Origin of the sequence: Salinigranum marinum (genome assembly GCF_024228675.1) — an archaeon.
Taxonomy (GTDB): Archaea; Halobacteriota; Halobacteria; order Halobacteriales; family Haloferacaceae; genus Salinigranum; species Salinigranum marinum.
Genome location: NZ_CP100461.1, coordinates 2,059,158 through 2,074,460 on the forward strand (window position 1 = coordinate 2,059,158; position 15,303 = coordinate 2,074,460).

The following is a 15,303-nucleotide window of genomic DNA, read 5'->3' on the forward strand; positions in this document are numbered from 1 at the left end:
CCGACTCCGGCGAGCGGCTACTAAACCGTGCGGGTGACGCGGCCAGGTCGGAGAGTACCGTCGCCCAATGTCGGTCGGTACTCGGCAGCTACTGCGGCGGTAAACCGGTCCTACCGCCGGTCCGCGCTCGATTCGACGCCGACCGAACTAGAGGGGGACGCCCGCATCGAGCAGGGCGATGACGGCCGTGAGCACCGGGATGGAGACCAGCGTCGTCACGAGCACCGCCGTCGAGACGAACGATTCGACGGGGACCCCGCCGACCTCGCCCTCGCCGAACTCCGAGAGGAGGATGAGCGGCGTGATCGCGGCGGGCATGGTGCTTTCGAGGACGAACACCCGTCCGACGGTGGGGTCGGCGAAACCGATCGCGAGGGCGACGGCGGCGGCGACGACGGGTCCGACACCCATCCGGAGCACCGTCGCGGTCCCGATCTGTCGGAGCGTCGCCCCGTACTCCGTCTCGGCGAGTTGGATCCCAAGGATGAGCAGCATGACGGGGATCGCCGAGTCGCCGACGAGTTTGAGCGTCGTCATCGCGGTCGTCCCCGTCGGCGGGACGACGCCGAGTGCGCGAACCCCGAGAGCGGCGACGACGGCGTAGACGAGCGGGACGGTGAAGACGCGCCGGACGCCCGTGAGCGCCCCGTCGTCGTTGCCTCTGGCGGCGATGTAGACGCCGACGGTGTACATCAGCACCGCCTGAACCGTCAGGTACAACACCGCCGTCGCCCGGCCGGCGTCGCCGAAGGCGAACTCGGAGATCGGGACGCCGACGTTGCCCGAGTTCGGGAACGCACTCACCAGCACGATCGCGCTCACGCCGGTCGTCGCGCCGCCGAGAACGCGCCCGACGCCCTCGGCGACGACGATCATCACGGCGTGGTAGGCGACGACTGCCAGGGCCACGTCGACGAGCGTCCCGGCCGCCAGGGTCGTCGTCGCCAAACTGTGAAAGACGAGCGCCGGCGCCAGGACGTACACCGTCACCGTGTTCAGCGGCCCGGGGTCGACGTCGCGGACGCGCCCGAGGACGAACCCGACGACCGAGATGGCGAAGATCGGGAGGATCGCCGTCGCGAAGATGGAGACGAGCGACACACGGTGTGGAGTCGCGGCGGCGGTTACAAATCCGTCGGTTCCCTCGTTGGATCCCGGCCCGACCGTGATCGTAAATAATATAACGTTTACAGATAGTCTGTAGGAGAAAAATATGTGGCGCGAACAGGACAGTCCCCAGAAGGCGGCGGACGACCGGGGGGCGACGTCGGTCATCGGCGTGTTGCTGACCGTCGTGGTCGTGTTCGTGCTGGCGGCGTCGGTCGGACTGGCTGGGCTCACCGTCGGCGGGGACGTCACGAAGGGGATCTCGGAGCCGGCCCCGGTGCCGCACATCGACGTCGAACCGAACTTCGACGGGACCGACAACCACGGCGTGGCGTACTTCCGGCTCGTCCACGAGGTCGGCGACCGCGTCGACAGCGAGTCGATCCACGTCCACGACAGCGACGGCAACAGCATCACCTGGCGAGAGATCTACCGGGGTGATCGGTACATGAGCGGCGGCGAGAACGTCCATCTCGACGGCTACGGGGGAAGCGACGGGAGCCTGAACTGTCTCGCGAAAGGGGAGACGTACCGCCTGGTCTGGGTGGCCGACAACGGCGACAGCTTCACCATCGATCGGATCACCGTCGATCGGGCCCCACCGGCCTCGTCGCTGGCCGAGTGTCGCGACGGCTGGCCGCCGGAGTGAGCCTCAGTCGGTCGTGCCGTCGCCGTCGGTCCGCTCGTCGACGAGCGCGTCGTACGTCGCGCGGATCCGATCGTAGAGTCTCCGTCCCACGTCGGTCGACAGCCGCGGCTCGGCGGTCGCGAAGAACTCGTCGAGTCGGTCGTACTCGCTGTCGAATGTTCCGTCAGGATCGTACCGCCGCTCGCGTTCGTAGACGAGCGCCTGCAGACACATATCGACGAGATCCATATCTTTGACGAACCGCGCCACGGCGGTGTCGCGGCGTTCGTACGCCTCCCAGGCCTCGGCGACAGCGGAGAACGGCGCGCCGAGGTCGGCCATCGCGGCCCGTTCGCGCCGCTCCTTCTCGGCGGCGCAGACCGGCTCGTCCGCGGGGTCCGCGCGGGTCGGGACGTCGCCGGTGTCCGCCTCCGCGAGGTCGTGGACGACCGCGAGTCGGAGGGCGCGGTCGGGATCGACGCCGGCGTCGTCGGCGAACGCGAGACAGAGCAGGCACACGCCCCAGCTGTGCGCGGCGACGGATTCGGGGTCGTCGACGCCGCGGAGCTGCCACCCCGTCCGGCGTTCGTCCTTCAGTCCGAACCCCGCTTCGAGCGCGGCGAGCGCGTCGTCCACGCCCGGTTCCGTCTCGGTAGCATCCGCCTTCTCGTCGTCGGTAGCATCCGCCTTCTCGTCGTCGCCAGCGTCGCTACCCTCGCCGTCGGCCCCGCTCACTCCCCGTCGGTGAGCCGCCAGGCGGTCTCGCCCGCGCTCTCGACGACGTCGCGGCGCTCCATCTCGGTCATCACCTCGGAGAGCCGCCCTGGCTGGGCGATCTCCATCCCGATGCGGTCGACCTCGTGGTAGCTGGCGAGGTAGTGGCGGATGTCGTCGGACTCAAACGTCTCCTCGTCGGCCTTCCGCATGACGCCCGAGACGAGGTCGATCATGTCCTCGATGAAGTTCCACGGGTAGACGACCCACGCCCACTCGTTGAGGCGTTCGCCGACGTAGTCGGGCTCGAACTCGCTCGTTCCGAGCAGCTGGAGCGTGGCCGTTCGGACCTCGCCCGGTTCGCGCTCGTGGACGTACTCGTGGGCGCGTTCGATCGACCCGCCCGTGTCGGCGATGTCGTCGATGACGAGGACGTCCTTGCCGGCGACGCTCCCCTCGGGCATCGGGTACCGGACTTCGGGTTCGCCCGACTTCTGCGCCGTGCCGACGTAGTGTTCCATCTTCAGGCTCGTCAGGTCGTCGAGCCCGAGGAAGTCACAGATACACCGGCCCGCGAACCAGCCGCCACGCGCGAGCGCGACGATGACGTCCGGCTCGAACGACGACGCCTTCACCTCCTCGGAGACGTCCCGACAGAGGCCGTAAATGTAGTCCCAGTTCGTGATCGTACATCTGAACTCCTCCGGGAGGTCACCCATGTCTCTCGGTCACCGTTTGCCACACTGGCCGGCGGGATGTTAACGTATCCGACTCGCGATGGCCGGTAATCACGTCATAACTTTATCACGTTTCGCTCATGGTATCATGACTCACGTGATCTACCATGCACACCTGCACAAACTGTGACTCGTACGTTACGTCCGACTTCGTCCGCGTGTTCGGGACCGAGGACCACCGCGTGTTCGGCTGCCCTCACTGTGCGAACATGCGCGAACTCATGCAAGGGGTCGGCGGGCGCGTCCCGGACGGGGAATCATCGCGAACCTGAAACGTTTCGACTCGCCGTCCCGCTCGCGGCGGCCGCCCGTTCGACTGTGCGGGGTCGACGCTGCCGACCGACAGTCTCCCCCGATGTCGGGGCTGAGACGGCGGTGATCGTCGTCCTCGGGGGCGACGGCGAGGCCACGAAGGCGGTGGCTTCTTGGGTGGCGCGGGCGTCTCGCGGGCATGCCCACTGCGTGTCGCACGCTTCTCGTCGACGCCTTCACTGACGACCCCCTCTCGGGCAACCCCGCGGGGGTAGTGCCCGACGCCGGCGACCTCACGGAGACACAGATGCAGTCCGTCGCCCGCGAACTCGGCGCGAGCGAGACGGCGTTCGTCCGTCCCGCCGACGACGCGCTCCACCGCGTCCGGTACTTCTCGCCCACGCAGGAGGTCGACCTCTGCGGACACGCCACCGTCGCGGCGTTCTCGTTGTTGGCGCGCGAGGGACGCGTCGAGCCCGGCCGCCACGAGGTCGCGACGAACGTCGGGACGGTCGACGTCGAGATCGAAGTCGAGGCTGAGGGCGACGGGGACGGCGACGCCGCGGCCGACTCGGCCGGCGACGTCACCGTGTGGCTCACCGGGCAGGAGCCGACCGTCGAGTTCGTCGACCTCGACTACGAGCGCGTCGGTGCCGCACTCGGGATCGACCCCGCGGCGCTCGAAGACGTCGGCGCGGACCTCGCGCCCGCGATCGCCTCGACCGGCTTGCCGTGGCTCTGTCTGCCCGTGAACTTCCTCGAACACCTGGGTGGGGCCGCCCCGGACGACGACCTCGTCGCCGCCGTGACCGCCGAGCACGACGCGGCCGGCGTCTACGCCTTCACCTTCGACACGCTCGCCGCCGAGTCGACGGTCCACGCCCGGGCGTTCGCACCGGGACTCGGTATCTCCGAGGACCCCGTCACCGGGACGGCCGCCGGGGCCTGCGCCGCGTATCTCCGTCGCGTCGAAGCGTTCGACGACGACGCTGCCTACGGCGACCTCCGGTTCGAACAGGGACACTTCGTCGACCGACCCGGACACGTTCGCACGCGGCTCTCGGAGGAAACCGTCGCCGTCGGGGGGGCGGCGGCCGTCGCGCTCGACGGCACCCTCTCGGTTCCGGACGTCGACGACGACGAGATCCTCGTCGCCTGACACCCCCGGGGCGATCTCTTCTCGACCCTGATATTCCCGCCGAACCGGTCTTATACCTCCCCACGCAATCCGGTCCCATGACAGCCCCGGCTCGCACCCCGTCCGACGGCTCGGGGGGAGTCATCCACGTGCTCCACGTCGACGACGATCCCGCGTTCGCCGACCTCGCACAGGCGTCGCTCACCCGGCACGCGCCCGGGATCGTGGTTCACACGGAGACCGATCCCGAGGCCGCGCTGGCGTCGTTCTCGTGGATGGACTGCGTCGTCTCGGACTACGACATGCCGGAGATGAACGGCCTCGACCTCCTGCGGGCGGTTCGCGAGCGCGCACCGTCGATCCCGTTTGTCCTCTTCACCGGAAAAGGAAGCGAGGAGATCGCGAGCGAGGCCGTCTCCGCGGGCGTCACCGACTACCTGCAGAAGGGCGGCCCCGAGCAGTACGAGGTGTTAGCCAACCGCATCGAGAACGCGGTCGCCCGGCGGCGGGCCGAACGCGGCTTCGAACGGAGCAACTCGCTGTTCGACCTCGTCCAGCGGCTCTCCAGCGTCGGCGGCTGGGAACTCGACGTGGAGACGGGCGAGCTCTGGTGGACTGAGGAGCTCGCACGGATTCACGGGGTCGCTCCCGACTTCGAGCCGACGGTCGAAGCCGCCACGGAGCTGTACCACCCCGACGACCGAACCCTACTGAAACGAGTGTACCGCCGCGCCGTCGACGCCGCCGAACCGTACGACGTCGTCGTCCGGATCGTCCGTCCCGACGGGTCGACCGGACGGGTCAGACTGCTCTGTGAGCCCTCGGTCGTCGACGGGAGCGTCCCGACGCACCGCGGTGCCGTCCAGGAGGTCGATCCGAGGACGCCCCTCGGGACCCGCGACGAACGGCCGTCGGTCGAGGAGGCGACACCGACGTCCGGGTCCACGTCCGTGTCTGCCTCCACGTCCGCCCTGACGCCCCCGGTCGCGACGGCCGGCGAGACTCCGGCGAAGCTCGACACCAGCGCCGAAGTGTTGGCCGATCTGAAGCGTCGCGCGCTCGACGACGTCGACGCCGGCGTGATCATCTGCGAGGCCACCGAGGGAACGCCGACGGTGTTCGCGAACGAGGGGTTCGGCCGCATCACCGGCTACGACCCCGAGGAGATGGTCGGCCGCAACTGCCGGATCCTGCAGGGCGCTGAGACCGACGACCGCCCGGTGGCGTCGATGCGGGAAGCCGTCGAGAACGGCACCGCCAGGTCGGTCGTCCTCCGTAACTACCGCAAGGACGGTACGCCGTTCTGGAACGAGGTCGAGATCACCCCGATCAGCGACGCCGCGGGGACGGTGACGCACTACATCGGCTTCCAGCGGGACGTCACGGAGCGCAAGCGGCTCCAGGTGGAACTCGAAGCCGCCCAACAGTCGCTCCGGCGGCTCTACACGGTGACGACCGACTCCTCGCTCTCGTTCGAAGAGCGGGTCAAGCGGACCCTCGCCGTCGGCTGCGAGCGGCTCGGCGTCGAGATGGGCTTCCTGACGCGGATCGCCGAGGGGACACAGACCGTCGTCCACGCGGTCGGCGAGCACCCGCTGCTCACCGATGGCGCGGTGTGCCCGCTGTCGGAGTCGTACTGTCGACGGACGCTCGAGGAGGACGGACTGCTCGCCGTCGTCCACGCTGCCACCGACGAGGGGTGGGCCGACGACCCCGGCTACGAGCGGTTCGGGCTGGAGTGTTACCTCGGCGGGGAAGTCACCGTCGACGGCGACCTGTACGGCACGCTCTGCTTCGCGGACACGGAAGCCCGCGAAGAGCCGTTCACCGGGGCGCAGGCGGCGTTCGTCGAACTACTCACGCGCTGGGTCAGCTACGAGCTCGAACGGCGCAAGCGGGAGCGCGAGCTCCGGGTCGCCGACCGGCGGTTCCAGTCGCTGTTCGACAACCCGATGACGTTCGTCGGCGTCCTCGACCCCGACGGGACGGTCCGCGAGGTGAACGGCACGGCGCGTGCGACCCTCGGCGGCGACCCCGACGCCGACGCCGACGAACTCCTCGACAGGCCGTTCTGGGAGACACCCTGGTGGGCCCCCGACGACGACGCCGTCGCGACGGTCAAAGAGGCGGTCGAGACGGCTGCCGGCGGACGGGTCGCCCGGTTCGAGTGCGACTACTTCCACGGCGACGGGCAGGGCACCGTAGGCGCGACCCTCTACCCCGTCTACGCCGTAGAGGGGCGCGGGACCGACGGCGGCACGGACGAGGTGGTGTCGCTGATGGCCGTCGGTGCCGACACGACGACGCGGACCGAGCAGGCGGCCCAGCTGAAACGACAACACGACCGCCTGGAGGAGTTCGCCAGCGTCGTCTCTCACGACCTCCGGAGTCCCCTGGAGGTCGCCCGCGGTCGACTCGAACTGTACGACGCTACGGGCGACGGGGACCACCTCGACGCGGTCGGTGACTCGCTCGACCGGATCTCGACGCTCATCGACGACCTGCTGGCGCTGGCCCGACAGGGCGAGTCCGTCTCCGCCCTCGAACCGACGTGCGTGTCGGCGGTCGCACGCCAGGCCTGGCAGACCGTCGAGACCGCCGACGCGACGCTCGACGTCGTGCTCGACGGCGAACTGACCGTCGAGAGCGACCGGAGCCGGCTCCAGCAGCTGTTCGAGAACCTGTTTCGGAACGCCGTGGAACACGGTTCCACGGGCAGTCGGCCAGCGGCCGACGACGCTGTGGAACACGGTTCGGCTGGCGGGTCGGAGCCACACACGAAAGACAGGGAAGACGGGCAGGAACGCCGCGTTCGGATCCGACTCACGGGTCTCACGAACGGTGCTCGTGGTTTCGCGGTTGAAGACGACGGTCCCGGGATCGACCCCGCCGACCGCGACTACGTCTTCGAGCGGGGGTTTTCGACCGAGGACGGCGGGACCGGCTTCGGCCTCGCGATCGTCAGGCGGATCACCGACGCCCACGGATGGGAGGTCCGGGCCACCGAGAGCCCGGCCGGCGGCGCTCGCTTCGAGGTCGTCGTCGACGCGTGAGCCGCGGGTCGGTCGCGCTCAGCCGATGTACCGCAGGTCGTCGTCGGTCGGGACCGACCCCTGTTGGCTCTGCATCTCCTGGATCTTCCCGACGACCTCTTCCATCTCCTCGGCCCGCTCTTCGAGCGACTCGAAGCCGACCTCGAAGCCGACGAGTTCCTCGAGCGCGACGAGGACCGCCTGTGCGCTCTTGGGGTCGACGAGATAGCCGCTCGTCTCGCCCATCAGACAGCCGACGTCGAAGCCGCGGCGGCCGCCGAGGCCGAGCAGGAGCCCGGAGACGCCGACGACACCGCCGGCGGGTTCGTCGTCGCGGAACTCGATGCCGGCGTCCTCCAGCGCCTCGACGCGATCCCCGTCCGACACCGCGCCGAGGACGCTCGGCTCGTCGACGAGTTCGCCCGTGGGGACGCCCCCGAGCGCGAACACCTGTTCGACGTCGAACTCCGCGGCCACGTCGAGGAACGTGTCCGTGAGCCGGTAGTGACCCGCGTTCGTCTGCGCCTGGTGGTCGCCGGTCAGGACCAGGAGGTCGACCCCGTCGCCGTCGTCGCCCGGGATGTCGACGGCGTGGATCTCCGCCGACGCGAGATCAGCGACGCCGTCTTCGATCGTTACCTGTGGGGGGAACTCGGTGGAGTACACGCGGCGTACGACCTCGCTGTCGAACTCCTCGAGGAGGTGCTCGACGGCCAGTTTTCCGACGTGGCCCACGCCGGGCAGCCCTTCGATGAGGATCGGCTCCGACAGCTCCGGCTCGGCCAGCACCTCGATCTCGATGTCGTCCATGTCGCCTAGTCGCGTGGGCCCGTCTTAAGAGCGCGTTGGTCGGGAGCTACGGCGGTGCCGACCCCGGCTACCTCCCCCGTCACATGGGCTATCACGAGTGATAGCTGGATCGGTAGGTATTGATGCGGCTCCGGTCAAAAACACACAATGGACGTCGCGGGGGCCGAACTGGTACTGCTGGACAACACGCTCGACATCGTCGTGGTGCTCGACGACGAGGGGCGGTTCCAGTACGCGAACGCGGCGCTCGAGCGGGTACTCGGATACGACCCCACCGCCGTGCTCGGGCGGAACGCGTTCGAGTGTATCCACCCGGACGACCGCGAGGCTGTCGTCGACCGCTTCGTGGGCCTCGTCACCGCGTCGGACCGGACTCACGACGATGCGGAGTTCAGGTTCCGCGACGTCGACGGGTCGTGGGTGTGGCTCTCCGCCCGGATGTCGAGCGAACGCGCGGCCGGTCTCGGCGGCTACGTCGTCAGCTGTCGGGACATCACGGAGCGACGGCGGGCCGAGACCGAGAAGCATCGCGCCCACGAACGGCTCTCCAACATCGCCGAACACACCACCGACGTTCTCTGGATGTTCTCGGCCGACTGGGAGGAGCTGCTGTTCGTCAACTCGGCGTACGAGGAGGTCTGGGGCCGATCGATCGAGGCGCTGGCGGCGAACTCGCGTGACTTCATCGAGGGTTCCCACCCCGCCGACCGCGACGGGATCCGGGCGGCGATGCGGCAGCTCTCCGCGGGTGAGTCGGTCGACATCGAGTACCGCGTGAACGCCGACACCGACTACCGAACGTGGGTGTGGGCGCGCGGCCACCCCATCGTCGACCACGACGGCACCGTCACGCGCGTCGTCGGCTTCGCCCGCGACGTGACCGACCGCCGCGAGCGCGAGCGCCAGCTCCTGGTGATGGACCGACTGCTCCGGCACAACCTCCGTAACGAAATGAACCTCATTCTGGGTCACGCGGAACAGGCTCGCGAGCGAGGCGGAGCGGCGATCGACGCCGACCTCGACCGGATCGTCGAGACGGGCGAACACCTGTTGCGGACGGTCGACAAGGAGCGTGAGATCGTCGCGCTCCTCACCGAGAACGCCGAGCCGGAGCCGATCGATCTGGTCGCCGTCGTCGCGGACGTCTGCGACCGCGTGCAGGACGCCACCCCGGCGGCGGCCGTCGAGACGACGCTCCCGGAACGGGCGACGGTCCGCGCCGTACCGAAGCTCTCACTCGCCGTCTTCGAGCTCCTCACCAACGCGATCGAACACGCCGATACCGACGAACCGCGGGTCTCGGTTTCGGTACACTACGACGCCGAGCGGGTCGAACTCGCGGTCGTCGACGAGTGTCCACCGATCCCCCTCCAGGAGGTTCGGGTCCTCCGAGGCGAGCGCGACGTCCGGTCGGTCTACCACGGGAGTGGGCTGGGGCTGTGGCTCGTCCATTGGGCCGTCGATCGCTCCGAGGGCGACCTCGCGTTCGACGCCTCCGAGCGGGGAAACAGGGTCACGATCGCGCTCGACCGACTCCGCGACGGCCGGTGCGAGTGAGATAGGGACGGAGACCGGAGCGGGCAGTCACTCGTCGCCGCGTCGGCGCTTCAGCCGGCGACGGTACTCCCCGTACCGATCGCCGGGGTCGAACGGCGCGGGCGCGCTGTTGACTGTGTCGGCACCGCACCGGGGACAGCGGTCGAAGAGCGTGTACACCGGCCGGTCGTGTTCGTCGCGCCAGGCCGCACAGACGCGGATGTCCGACTTCACCGATCTACTCGTCGTCTTCGTGGCGCTCGCGGTGGTACTCCGCGGTGCCGCCGTACCCCTCGATGGCCTCTCGGGCGCGCCCCGCGGCGGTTTCGAGCTCCGACTCGGCCGTCTTGTAGTCCGGTGCGCGGACCTTGATCCGGTACTCCGGGGAGCCGACGTAGGTGACTTCGAGTTCGACTCCTTCGGGGACGTCGCCGTTCCCGCCGGCGGCCTGCAGCGCCTGGCGGATGTGGTCGACGCCCTCGCCGGTCGGACAGCGCAGGTCGACGTAGCCCGTCACGTTCACGTACGGGACGGAGACGTTCTCGCGGGCGACGTCGACGATCTCGGTGACCTCGTCGTCGTCGAGATCGACGTCTTCGAGGGCAGAGGCGCCGTGAATGGCGGCCTGCTCGAAGCCGTCGTAGAGGGTGTCGAACTCAGTGAGGAGGGCGTTCGCCACCGCCGAATACTGCTCGTCGGAGACGCCCTCCCCGAACGCGAGCGTCATCCACTTGTCGGCCTTCTGTTCGTTCTTCCACTCCTGGATCTTCTCCTTGCGCTGGTGCTCGTTGACGTCCTTGATCGAGAGGTCGATCTGCTGGGAGGACTCGTTGACGTCGAGCACCTTCGCGACGACGGTCTGGCCCTCACGGACGTGGTCGCGGACGTTCTTGATCCAGCCCGAGGCGACCTCGGAGATGTGCGCCAGACCGCGCTTGTCCTCGTACTCTTCGAGGTCGATGAAGACGCCGAAGTCGGCGATATCGTCGACCTTTCCGACCACGAGTTCGCCTTTGTCGGGCCAGCCACTGTACTTCATCTCTGGTCCCCCGTCAGCGTGCCTCGACGGTCTCGACGATCTCGTGGTCGATGCGCGCTTTGCCGCCCGTCGGCGTCGCCAGCGTCGTGCCGCAGACGGCGCAGTTCACGGTCGAAGAGGCCTTGCCGAAGACGATCTGTTCGTTCTCGCAGTCGTTACACTTGACGCGGAAGTACGAGCCAGCCATGGTTACTCCTGGAACTCCAGTCGGCCGGCGCGCCATCCCTCGCGCATGTGGGCCTTGCCGCAGTCCGAACAGCGGTACTTCAGGTGGGTCTTCTTCGTCGGCTTGTCGCCGCCCGGCACCTTCGAGAACTTGCCGGCGTTCCCGATAGTCGACCGACCGGCACGCGTCCGGCGTGCGTCCCACTTCATCCCGGTGGGGCGGCCCGAACGGACCTTCTCCACCTCGTGTTCGTGGTGGGCGTTGCAGTGCGGACAGTACGTATTGAATCGGCGAGGCATCTGCATGATATCTACCTTGCCGGGTTTTTGATGTCGCCAGTTAAAACCCGTTTGGTTCCCGTCGCCGACGACGCGCCGCCCGGTCCCGACGCGGGCGGCAACACATGGTCACGGCGACGGGGTCGACCCGAGATAGTGATGTATAGACTATACACTTCCGATAGCGATCTAAAACTGAGGGCTCCTCTTTTCGATCCGAATGAGAATCCGAAGCGGTTTATTTGTTCGCGTTCGACACACGACTATACTGAGTCGCATACAATGGGTGTCGAAACACAGACGGAGACGGGCGGCGGGTCCGTCCGTCGCGCCGTCGGCGTCGTGACCGGGTTGTTCAGCGTAATCGTGGTTCTCGCGGCCGTCGCGTACGCCGTGATGGTGAACGTCGTCGACTGGGTGACGGTGGACGTGCTCACCTACCCCGTCGGGGGCGTCGCACCGTTCGTCGTGATCACCGGCGCGATACTGACGATTCCCGTCGTCGTTCCGACCGTCGTCGTCGCGGTGAAACTGTTGCAGTAGACGGTCGACCCGGCGGTGCGGACCGGTCGTGGAATCCCGAAGGGATTAAGCCCGCGTCGCCGGAATTCCGGGTTATGAAGAAGCTCATCGTCCGCGGCGACCCCGGGATCCGGCGCGACGCCGTCATCGAGTGGGACGGCGAGGAGCAGATCTGTTTCTCCATCGACCGCCAAGGCGACTACCACGGACCCGACGAGGTGCAGTTGTGGTGTACCATCGGCACCGAAGACGAGCGCGAGACGTTCGAGAAACGCGAGTACGTCCCGCACTTCCTCGACGTCGACTCCGTCGACGCCGAGGCGCTCACCGTGATCCAAAAGCGCGGCACGTAACGCCCGAACCCCCCCGTTCCTGCCCGTCGTCGCCGACCGGCGCGGAGTCAGCCGGCGGCCGGGAGTTCCTCGCTGTCGACCCGGTACACCGTCACCGATCCCTCGCGGTAGGCGACCGACACGCCCTCCAACTCGGTCACGGTGATCGCGCCGTCGTCGTACCGGAGTCGTTCGGCCGGACCGATCCAGACGTACTCGACGTCGTACTGTCGCAGGAGCCGCGCCTGTTCTCGCGGAGCGCCGAGGAACATGGTGTCGACGTCGCGCACGCGCGAGTAGTACGCGTCGGGGCCGCGGTAGCCGACCTCGTGCTGCCAGCCGGCGACCGTCGGTACGCCGGTGAGGCTCGCTGCCGGGTTCGAGTTCCACCCGTACATCCCGCGCTCGCGCTCGTCGGTGCCGCCTCTCGAATGCCAGGTCGTCCCCGGGGCCGACAACAGGGTCGGCCGACCCCCGCGGCGGTCGAGCCACCGGATCGCTGGTGCCTCCTCGGGGTGGTCCCGCTCGACGAACGCGGTCGCGTCCAGCGTCGGTTCGGGGGCGTTCCCGAAGTGGTTTCCGAGCGCGAACGCGCCGTACGTGCTCGTCGAGACCACGAGCAGGAGGACGAAACAGGCAGCGAGCACGCGGCGGACCGGGAAGTCGGTCCCGTCCAGTTGGTCCTCTCCTCCGCCGTCGGTCGTGGCCCTCGCTCGCGTCGCCGCCGCCCGTGTCGCCGTCTCCGTCCCCTGGCGGAGGAGTCCGGCGAGCGTGGCCCCGGCGGCGACGCCCCAGAGCACCCACGTCTGAATGTAGAACTTGAACACCGTGTTCATCCGGAGCGGGCCGGCCTGCTCGGTGAGGTAGACGATCTCCACCATCGTCACCAGCCCCGCTCCGCCGACGACGAGCACCGTCTCGAACCCGACCGGACGGTCGAACCGGAGGGCGACGAAGCCGAGCACCAAGAGCGGGGCCGTCAGGACGAGCACTGGCAGGTCGACGGCGCTCGCGGCAACCGCGACGGCCACCACGCCGACGAGCACGGGCGTCGCGCGGCCGACCCGCGAGAGCAGGTACGCGCCGAACGCGAGGACGAACGCGCCGTGGACGACGAGGAGCCCCTGGAGCGAGCTTCGATCGGCCGCGGCCAGGAGTTCGAGCGAGCGACTGCTCCCGCCGCCCGCCGCGAGGGTGACGAACGGCGCGGAGAGCACGAGGCCGACGATCCCCGCGATCACCGCGATCCCGAGCGCGCCGGCCAGCCGTCCGAGCTCTCGACCGAGACGCGCCCCCCCGTCATCGGCCCCCTTGCCCTCCGCGCCGCCGTCGGTCGTGTCGCCAGCGGTCGCGGCGAACCGCGATCCGCCGGGGAGGAGCGACAGGGGGTGTGCCGGGGCGAACGCCAGCCCGAGGAACAACAGCCCGAACACCGTCGGAAAGCTCCACGTGTCGACGACCGACTGGAGCCCCGCGACGACGGGGACGGCACCGAACACCAGGAGTCGCCGACGCCGGACGTCGACCGCGGGCGTCTCGGAGTACGCGAACGCGAGCCCCGCCACGAGGAGGAGGAACGGAAGCCCCATCATGTGCGCGTGGAGGTCCCCGTTGAGCCACGCGAACAGCGGGAACTCGTTGATCGTCCCGGGGATAACCCGCGAGGCATCGAAGTAGAAGAAGTCCGACGCGTCGGCGAGCACCTCGGCGGGGTCGGCGTCGTTGCCGGCGGCGATCCAGGCGGCTACGACGGTTCTGAGGCCGCCGGGGAGGACCCCCAGGGCGACGTCGGCGGCCGTGTGGAGGTTGGCGGCGAAGCCGACGAAGAAGGCGCTCAGGAGTCCCGCGAGCCGTGCGGAGCCCTCGCGCGGGGCGTCGGCTCGGTCCCGCGCCGACGCCGGCTCCGCGCGTCGCGAAGCCGAGATCGCCGCCGCGAGGTCGTACGCCGCGGTCACGAGCATCGCGTAAAAGCCCGCGAGCGCAAGGTTGTACGCGAAGCGCGGGGGCGTCGCCGACAGGCGGGCGAGGAGTGAGGCGATCAGGTGACCGCCGTAGTAGTAGCGGATGGGTTCGCCGGCGAACCACATGTCCTCGGGGGGGAGCGCCTCGGCCCGGGCGAGCGACTTCAGCAGGCCGAAGTCGAGGAACTTCTCGCCGCCGATCGCGTGGACCGCCGGGTCGACCGCGCGAACGGCGACGAGGAAACAGAAGGCGACGACGAACACCGCGGCGACGTCGGCGAGCGCCCGCCGGTCGATCGTGAGGTCGGGGGCGCCCCGGAGTTCGCCCTCGCGGAGCGCCGCGAGGTCCAGCCCCGCGACGGCGGCGGCGACGAAGAGGACGACGACGCCGACGAGGGGGCCCGCGGCGAGCGAGAAGTGGCCGACCCAGTACGCCGGGAGCGCGAGAACCACGAGCGCGACCGGGAGTGCGAAGCCCGCACCACGGCCGGGGACACGGAAGAGCCGGGCGGCGATCGGCACCCCGGCCACGGCGACGAGCGCGAACAGGAGGAGCCAGCGAACGACCAGGGCGTACTCCATCTGTAGAAACGACAACACGCCGTGGGCTATACGTTTTCCGTCTCGGGCCGGTTCGGGACCCCGCCGCCGCGTCCGCGAGAGCACGCCGCGCCGCCGGGGCGGATGTAAACGTCGAGGCCACGTCGCCAGGGCGGGGATAAAGGTCAAGGGAACAGCACACGGACGTTCCCACGAGCGATGGACAGACAGCAGGGAGAGACGGCTGGGAACGAGCCCCGACCGCGCGAGGCGACCGGCGGCGTCGACCAGCGACGCGCCGTTGCCGGGGGCGTCGCACTGCTCGTCGCCGTCTTGGGCTTTACGATCGTGCAGGCGATCGTCGAGGGGGCCGTCCTCCCCGACGAGTGGGTGCTCGTGGCGCTTCCTGCCTTCGGCCTCGTCGGCGTCGTCGGGTTCGTCCTGCTCGTCTCCGCCGTCGTGCGCGGCTGACGCTATTCGGTCGGTTTTTTATCTCCTCTCCGCAACCCAC

The 15,303-nt window shown here is 69.0% G+C and carries 17 protein-coding genes; 8 read left to right on the forward strand and 9 right to left on the reverse strand.

The window, feature by feature from the left end; genetic code table 11:
• Nucleotides 1–147: 147 nt before the first annotated feature.
• On the reverse strand, nucleotides 148–1,101 hold the full coding sequence (locus tag NKJ07_RS10155) for an AEC family transporter (RefSeq protein ID WP_318566713.1): 954 nt from the start codon (nucleotides 1,099–1,101) through the stop codon (nucleotides 148–150).
• 112 nt (nucleotides 1,102–1,213) lie between these two features.
• Between NKJ07_RS10155 and NKJ07_RS10160 the strand changes: the two genes are divergently transcribed.
• Entirely contained in the window at nucleotides 1,214–1,756 is a 543-nt protein-coding gene (locus tag NKJ07_RS10160) for an archaellin/type IV pilin N-terminal domain-containing protein (protein ID WP_318566714.1), read from the forward strand.
• Nucleotides 1,757–1,759: 3 nt separating this feature from the next.
• Here NKJ07_RS10160 and NKJ07_RS10165 read toward each other — a convergent pair whose 3' ends face one another.
• A complete protein-coding gene (locus NKJ07_RS10165; protein ID WP_425504637.1) occupies nucleotides 1,760–2,470 on the reverse strand; it encodes an HD domain-containing protein in 711 nt (236 codons plus the stop codon).
• Complete coding sequence (locus tag NKJ07_RS10170) at nucleotides 2,467–3,168, reverse strand: phosphoribosyltransferase (protein WP_318566715.1); 702 nt, start codon at nucleotides 3,166–3,168, stop codon at nucleotides 2,467–2,469. Before NKJ07_RS10170 ends, NKJ07_RS10165 begins: the two co-directional genes overlap by 4 nt.
• A 125-nt stretch (nucleotides 3,169–3,293) precedes the next feature.
• On the opposite strand from NKJ07_RS10170, the gene NKJ07_RS10175 reads away from it, so the two are divergent.
• The 3 genes from NKJ07_RS10175 (at nucleotide 3,294) to NKJ07_RS10185 (ending at nucleotide 7,629) form a co-directional block, all read left to right on the forward strand.
• Nucleotides 3,294–3,458 carry a DUF7563 family protein gene (locus NKJ07_RS10175; protein ID WP_318566716.1) on the forward strand — a complete coding sequence of 55 codons (165 nt, stop codon included), beginning with the start codon at nucleotides 3,294–3,296 and terminating at the stop codon, nucleotides 3,456–3,458.
• Nucleotides 3,459–3,637: 179 nt separating this feature from the next.
• Nucleotides 3,638–4,597, forward strand: coding sequence for a PhzF family phenazine biosynthesis protein (locus NKJ07_RS10180; RefSeq protein WP_318566717.1), 960 nt, complete (start codon nucleotides 3,638–3,640; stop codon nucleotides 4,595–4,597).
• A 77-nt stretch (nucleotides 4,598–4,674) separates the two neighbouring features.
• Entirely contained in the window at nucleotides 4,675–7,629 is a 2,955-nt protein-coding gene (locus tag NKJ07_RS10185) for a PAS domain-containing protein (protein WP_318566718.1), read from the forward strand.
• An 18-nt stretch (nucleotides 7,630–7,647) separates the two neighbouring features.
• Here the strand turns inward: NKJ07_RS10185 and NKJ07_RS10190 are convergent, their stop codons facing one another.
• On the reverse strand, nucleotides 7,648–8,418 hold the full coding sequence (locus NKJ07_RS10190) for a proteasome assembly chaperone family protein (protein WP_318566719.1): 771 nt from the start codon (nucleotides 8,416–8,418) through the stop codon (nucleotides 7,648–7,650).
• A 147-nt stretch (nucleotides 8,419–8,565) separates the two neighbouring features.
• Here NKJ07_RS10190 and NKJ07_RS10195 point away from each other — a divergent pair, with 147 nt between their 5' ends.
• Nucleotides 8,566–9,975, forward strand: a complete 1,410-nt coding sequence (locus tag NKJ07_RS10195) for a PAS domain-containing sensor histidine kinase (protein WP_318566720.1) — start codon at nucleotides 8,566–8,568, stop codon at nucleotides 9,973–9,975.
• 27 nt (nucleotides 9,976–10,002) lie between these two features.
• Here the strand turns inward: NKJ07_RS10195 and NKJ07_RS10200 are convergent, their stop codons facing one another.
• From NKJ07_RS10200 to NKJ07_RS10215, 4 genes are read right to left on the reverse strand one after another with little or no spacing between them, the layout of a single operon-like run.
• A complete protein-coding gene (locus tag NKJ07_RS10200) occupies nucleotides 10,003–10,188 on the reverse strand; it encodes an RNA-protein complex protein Nop10 (RefSeq protein WP_318566721.1) in 186 nt (61 codons plus the stop codon).
• A 4-nt stretch (nucleotides 10,189–10,192) separates the two neighbouring features.
• Nucleotides 10,193–10,993, reverse strand: a complete 801-nt coding sequence (locus NKJ07_RS10205) for a translation initiation factor IF-2 subunit alpha (RefSeq protein ID WP_318566722.1) — start codon at nucleotides 10,991–10,993, stop codon at nucleotides 10,193–10,195.
• 13 nt (nucleotides 10,994–11,006) lie between these two features.
• Nucleotides 11,007–11,180 (reverse strand): 30S ribosomal protein S27e, encoded by a 174-nt coding sequence (locus NKJ07_RS10210; RefSeq protein ID WP_318566723.1) that lies wholly within the window; start codon nucleotides 11,178–11,180, stop codon nucleotides 11,007–11,009.
• 2 nt (nucleotides 11,181–11,182) lie between these two features.
• On the reverse strand, nucleotides 11,183–11,464 hold the full coding sequence (locus tag NKJ07_RS10215; protein ID WP_318566724.1) for a 50S ribosomal protein L44e: 282 nt from the start codon (nucleotides 11,462–11,464) through the stop codon (nucleotides 11,183–11,185).
• Between the two features lie 255 nt (nucleotides 11,465–11,719).
• On the opposite strand from NKJ07_RS10215, the gene NKJ07_RS10220 reads away from it, so the two are divergent.
• Both NKJ07_RS10220 and NKJ07_RS10225 read left to right on the forward strand, forming a co-directional pair.
• On the forward strand, nucleotides 11,720–11,980 hold the full coding sequence (locus NKJ07_RS10220) for a hypothetical protein (RefSeq protein ID WP_318566725.1): 261 nt from the start codon (nucleotides 11,720–11,722) through the stop codon (nucleotides 11,978–11,980).
• A gap of 74 nt (nucleotides 11,981–12,054) precedes the next feature.
• Nucleotides 12,055–12,312: an HAH_0734 family protein gene (locus NKJ07_RS10225; RefSeq protein ID WP_318566726.1), complete on the forward strand. Its 258-nt coding sequence runs from the start codon at nucleotides 12,055–12,057 to the stop codon at nucleotides 12,310–12,312.
• 47 nt (nucleotides 12,313–12,359) lie between these two features.
• On the opposite strand, the gene NKJ07_RS10230 is transcribed toward NKJ07_RS10225, so the two are convergent.
• Nucleotides 12,360–14,834 (reverse strand): DUF2298 domain-containing protein, encoded by a 2,475-nt coding sequence (locus NKJ07_RS10230; RefSeq protein WP_318566727.1) that lies wholly within the window; start codon nucleotides 14,832–14,834, stop codon nucleotides 12,360–12,362.
• A gap of 177 nt (nucleotides 14,835–15,011) precedes the next feature.
• Between NKJ07_RS10230 and NKJ07_RS10235 the strand changes: the two genes are divergently transcribed.
• Entirely contained in the window at nucleotides 15,012–15,263 is a 252-nt protein-coding gene (locus NKJ07_RS10235; RefSeq protein ID WP_318566728.1) for a hypothetical protein, read from the forward strand.
• Nucleotides 15,264–15,303: the final 40 nt, after the last annotated feature.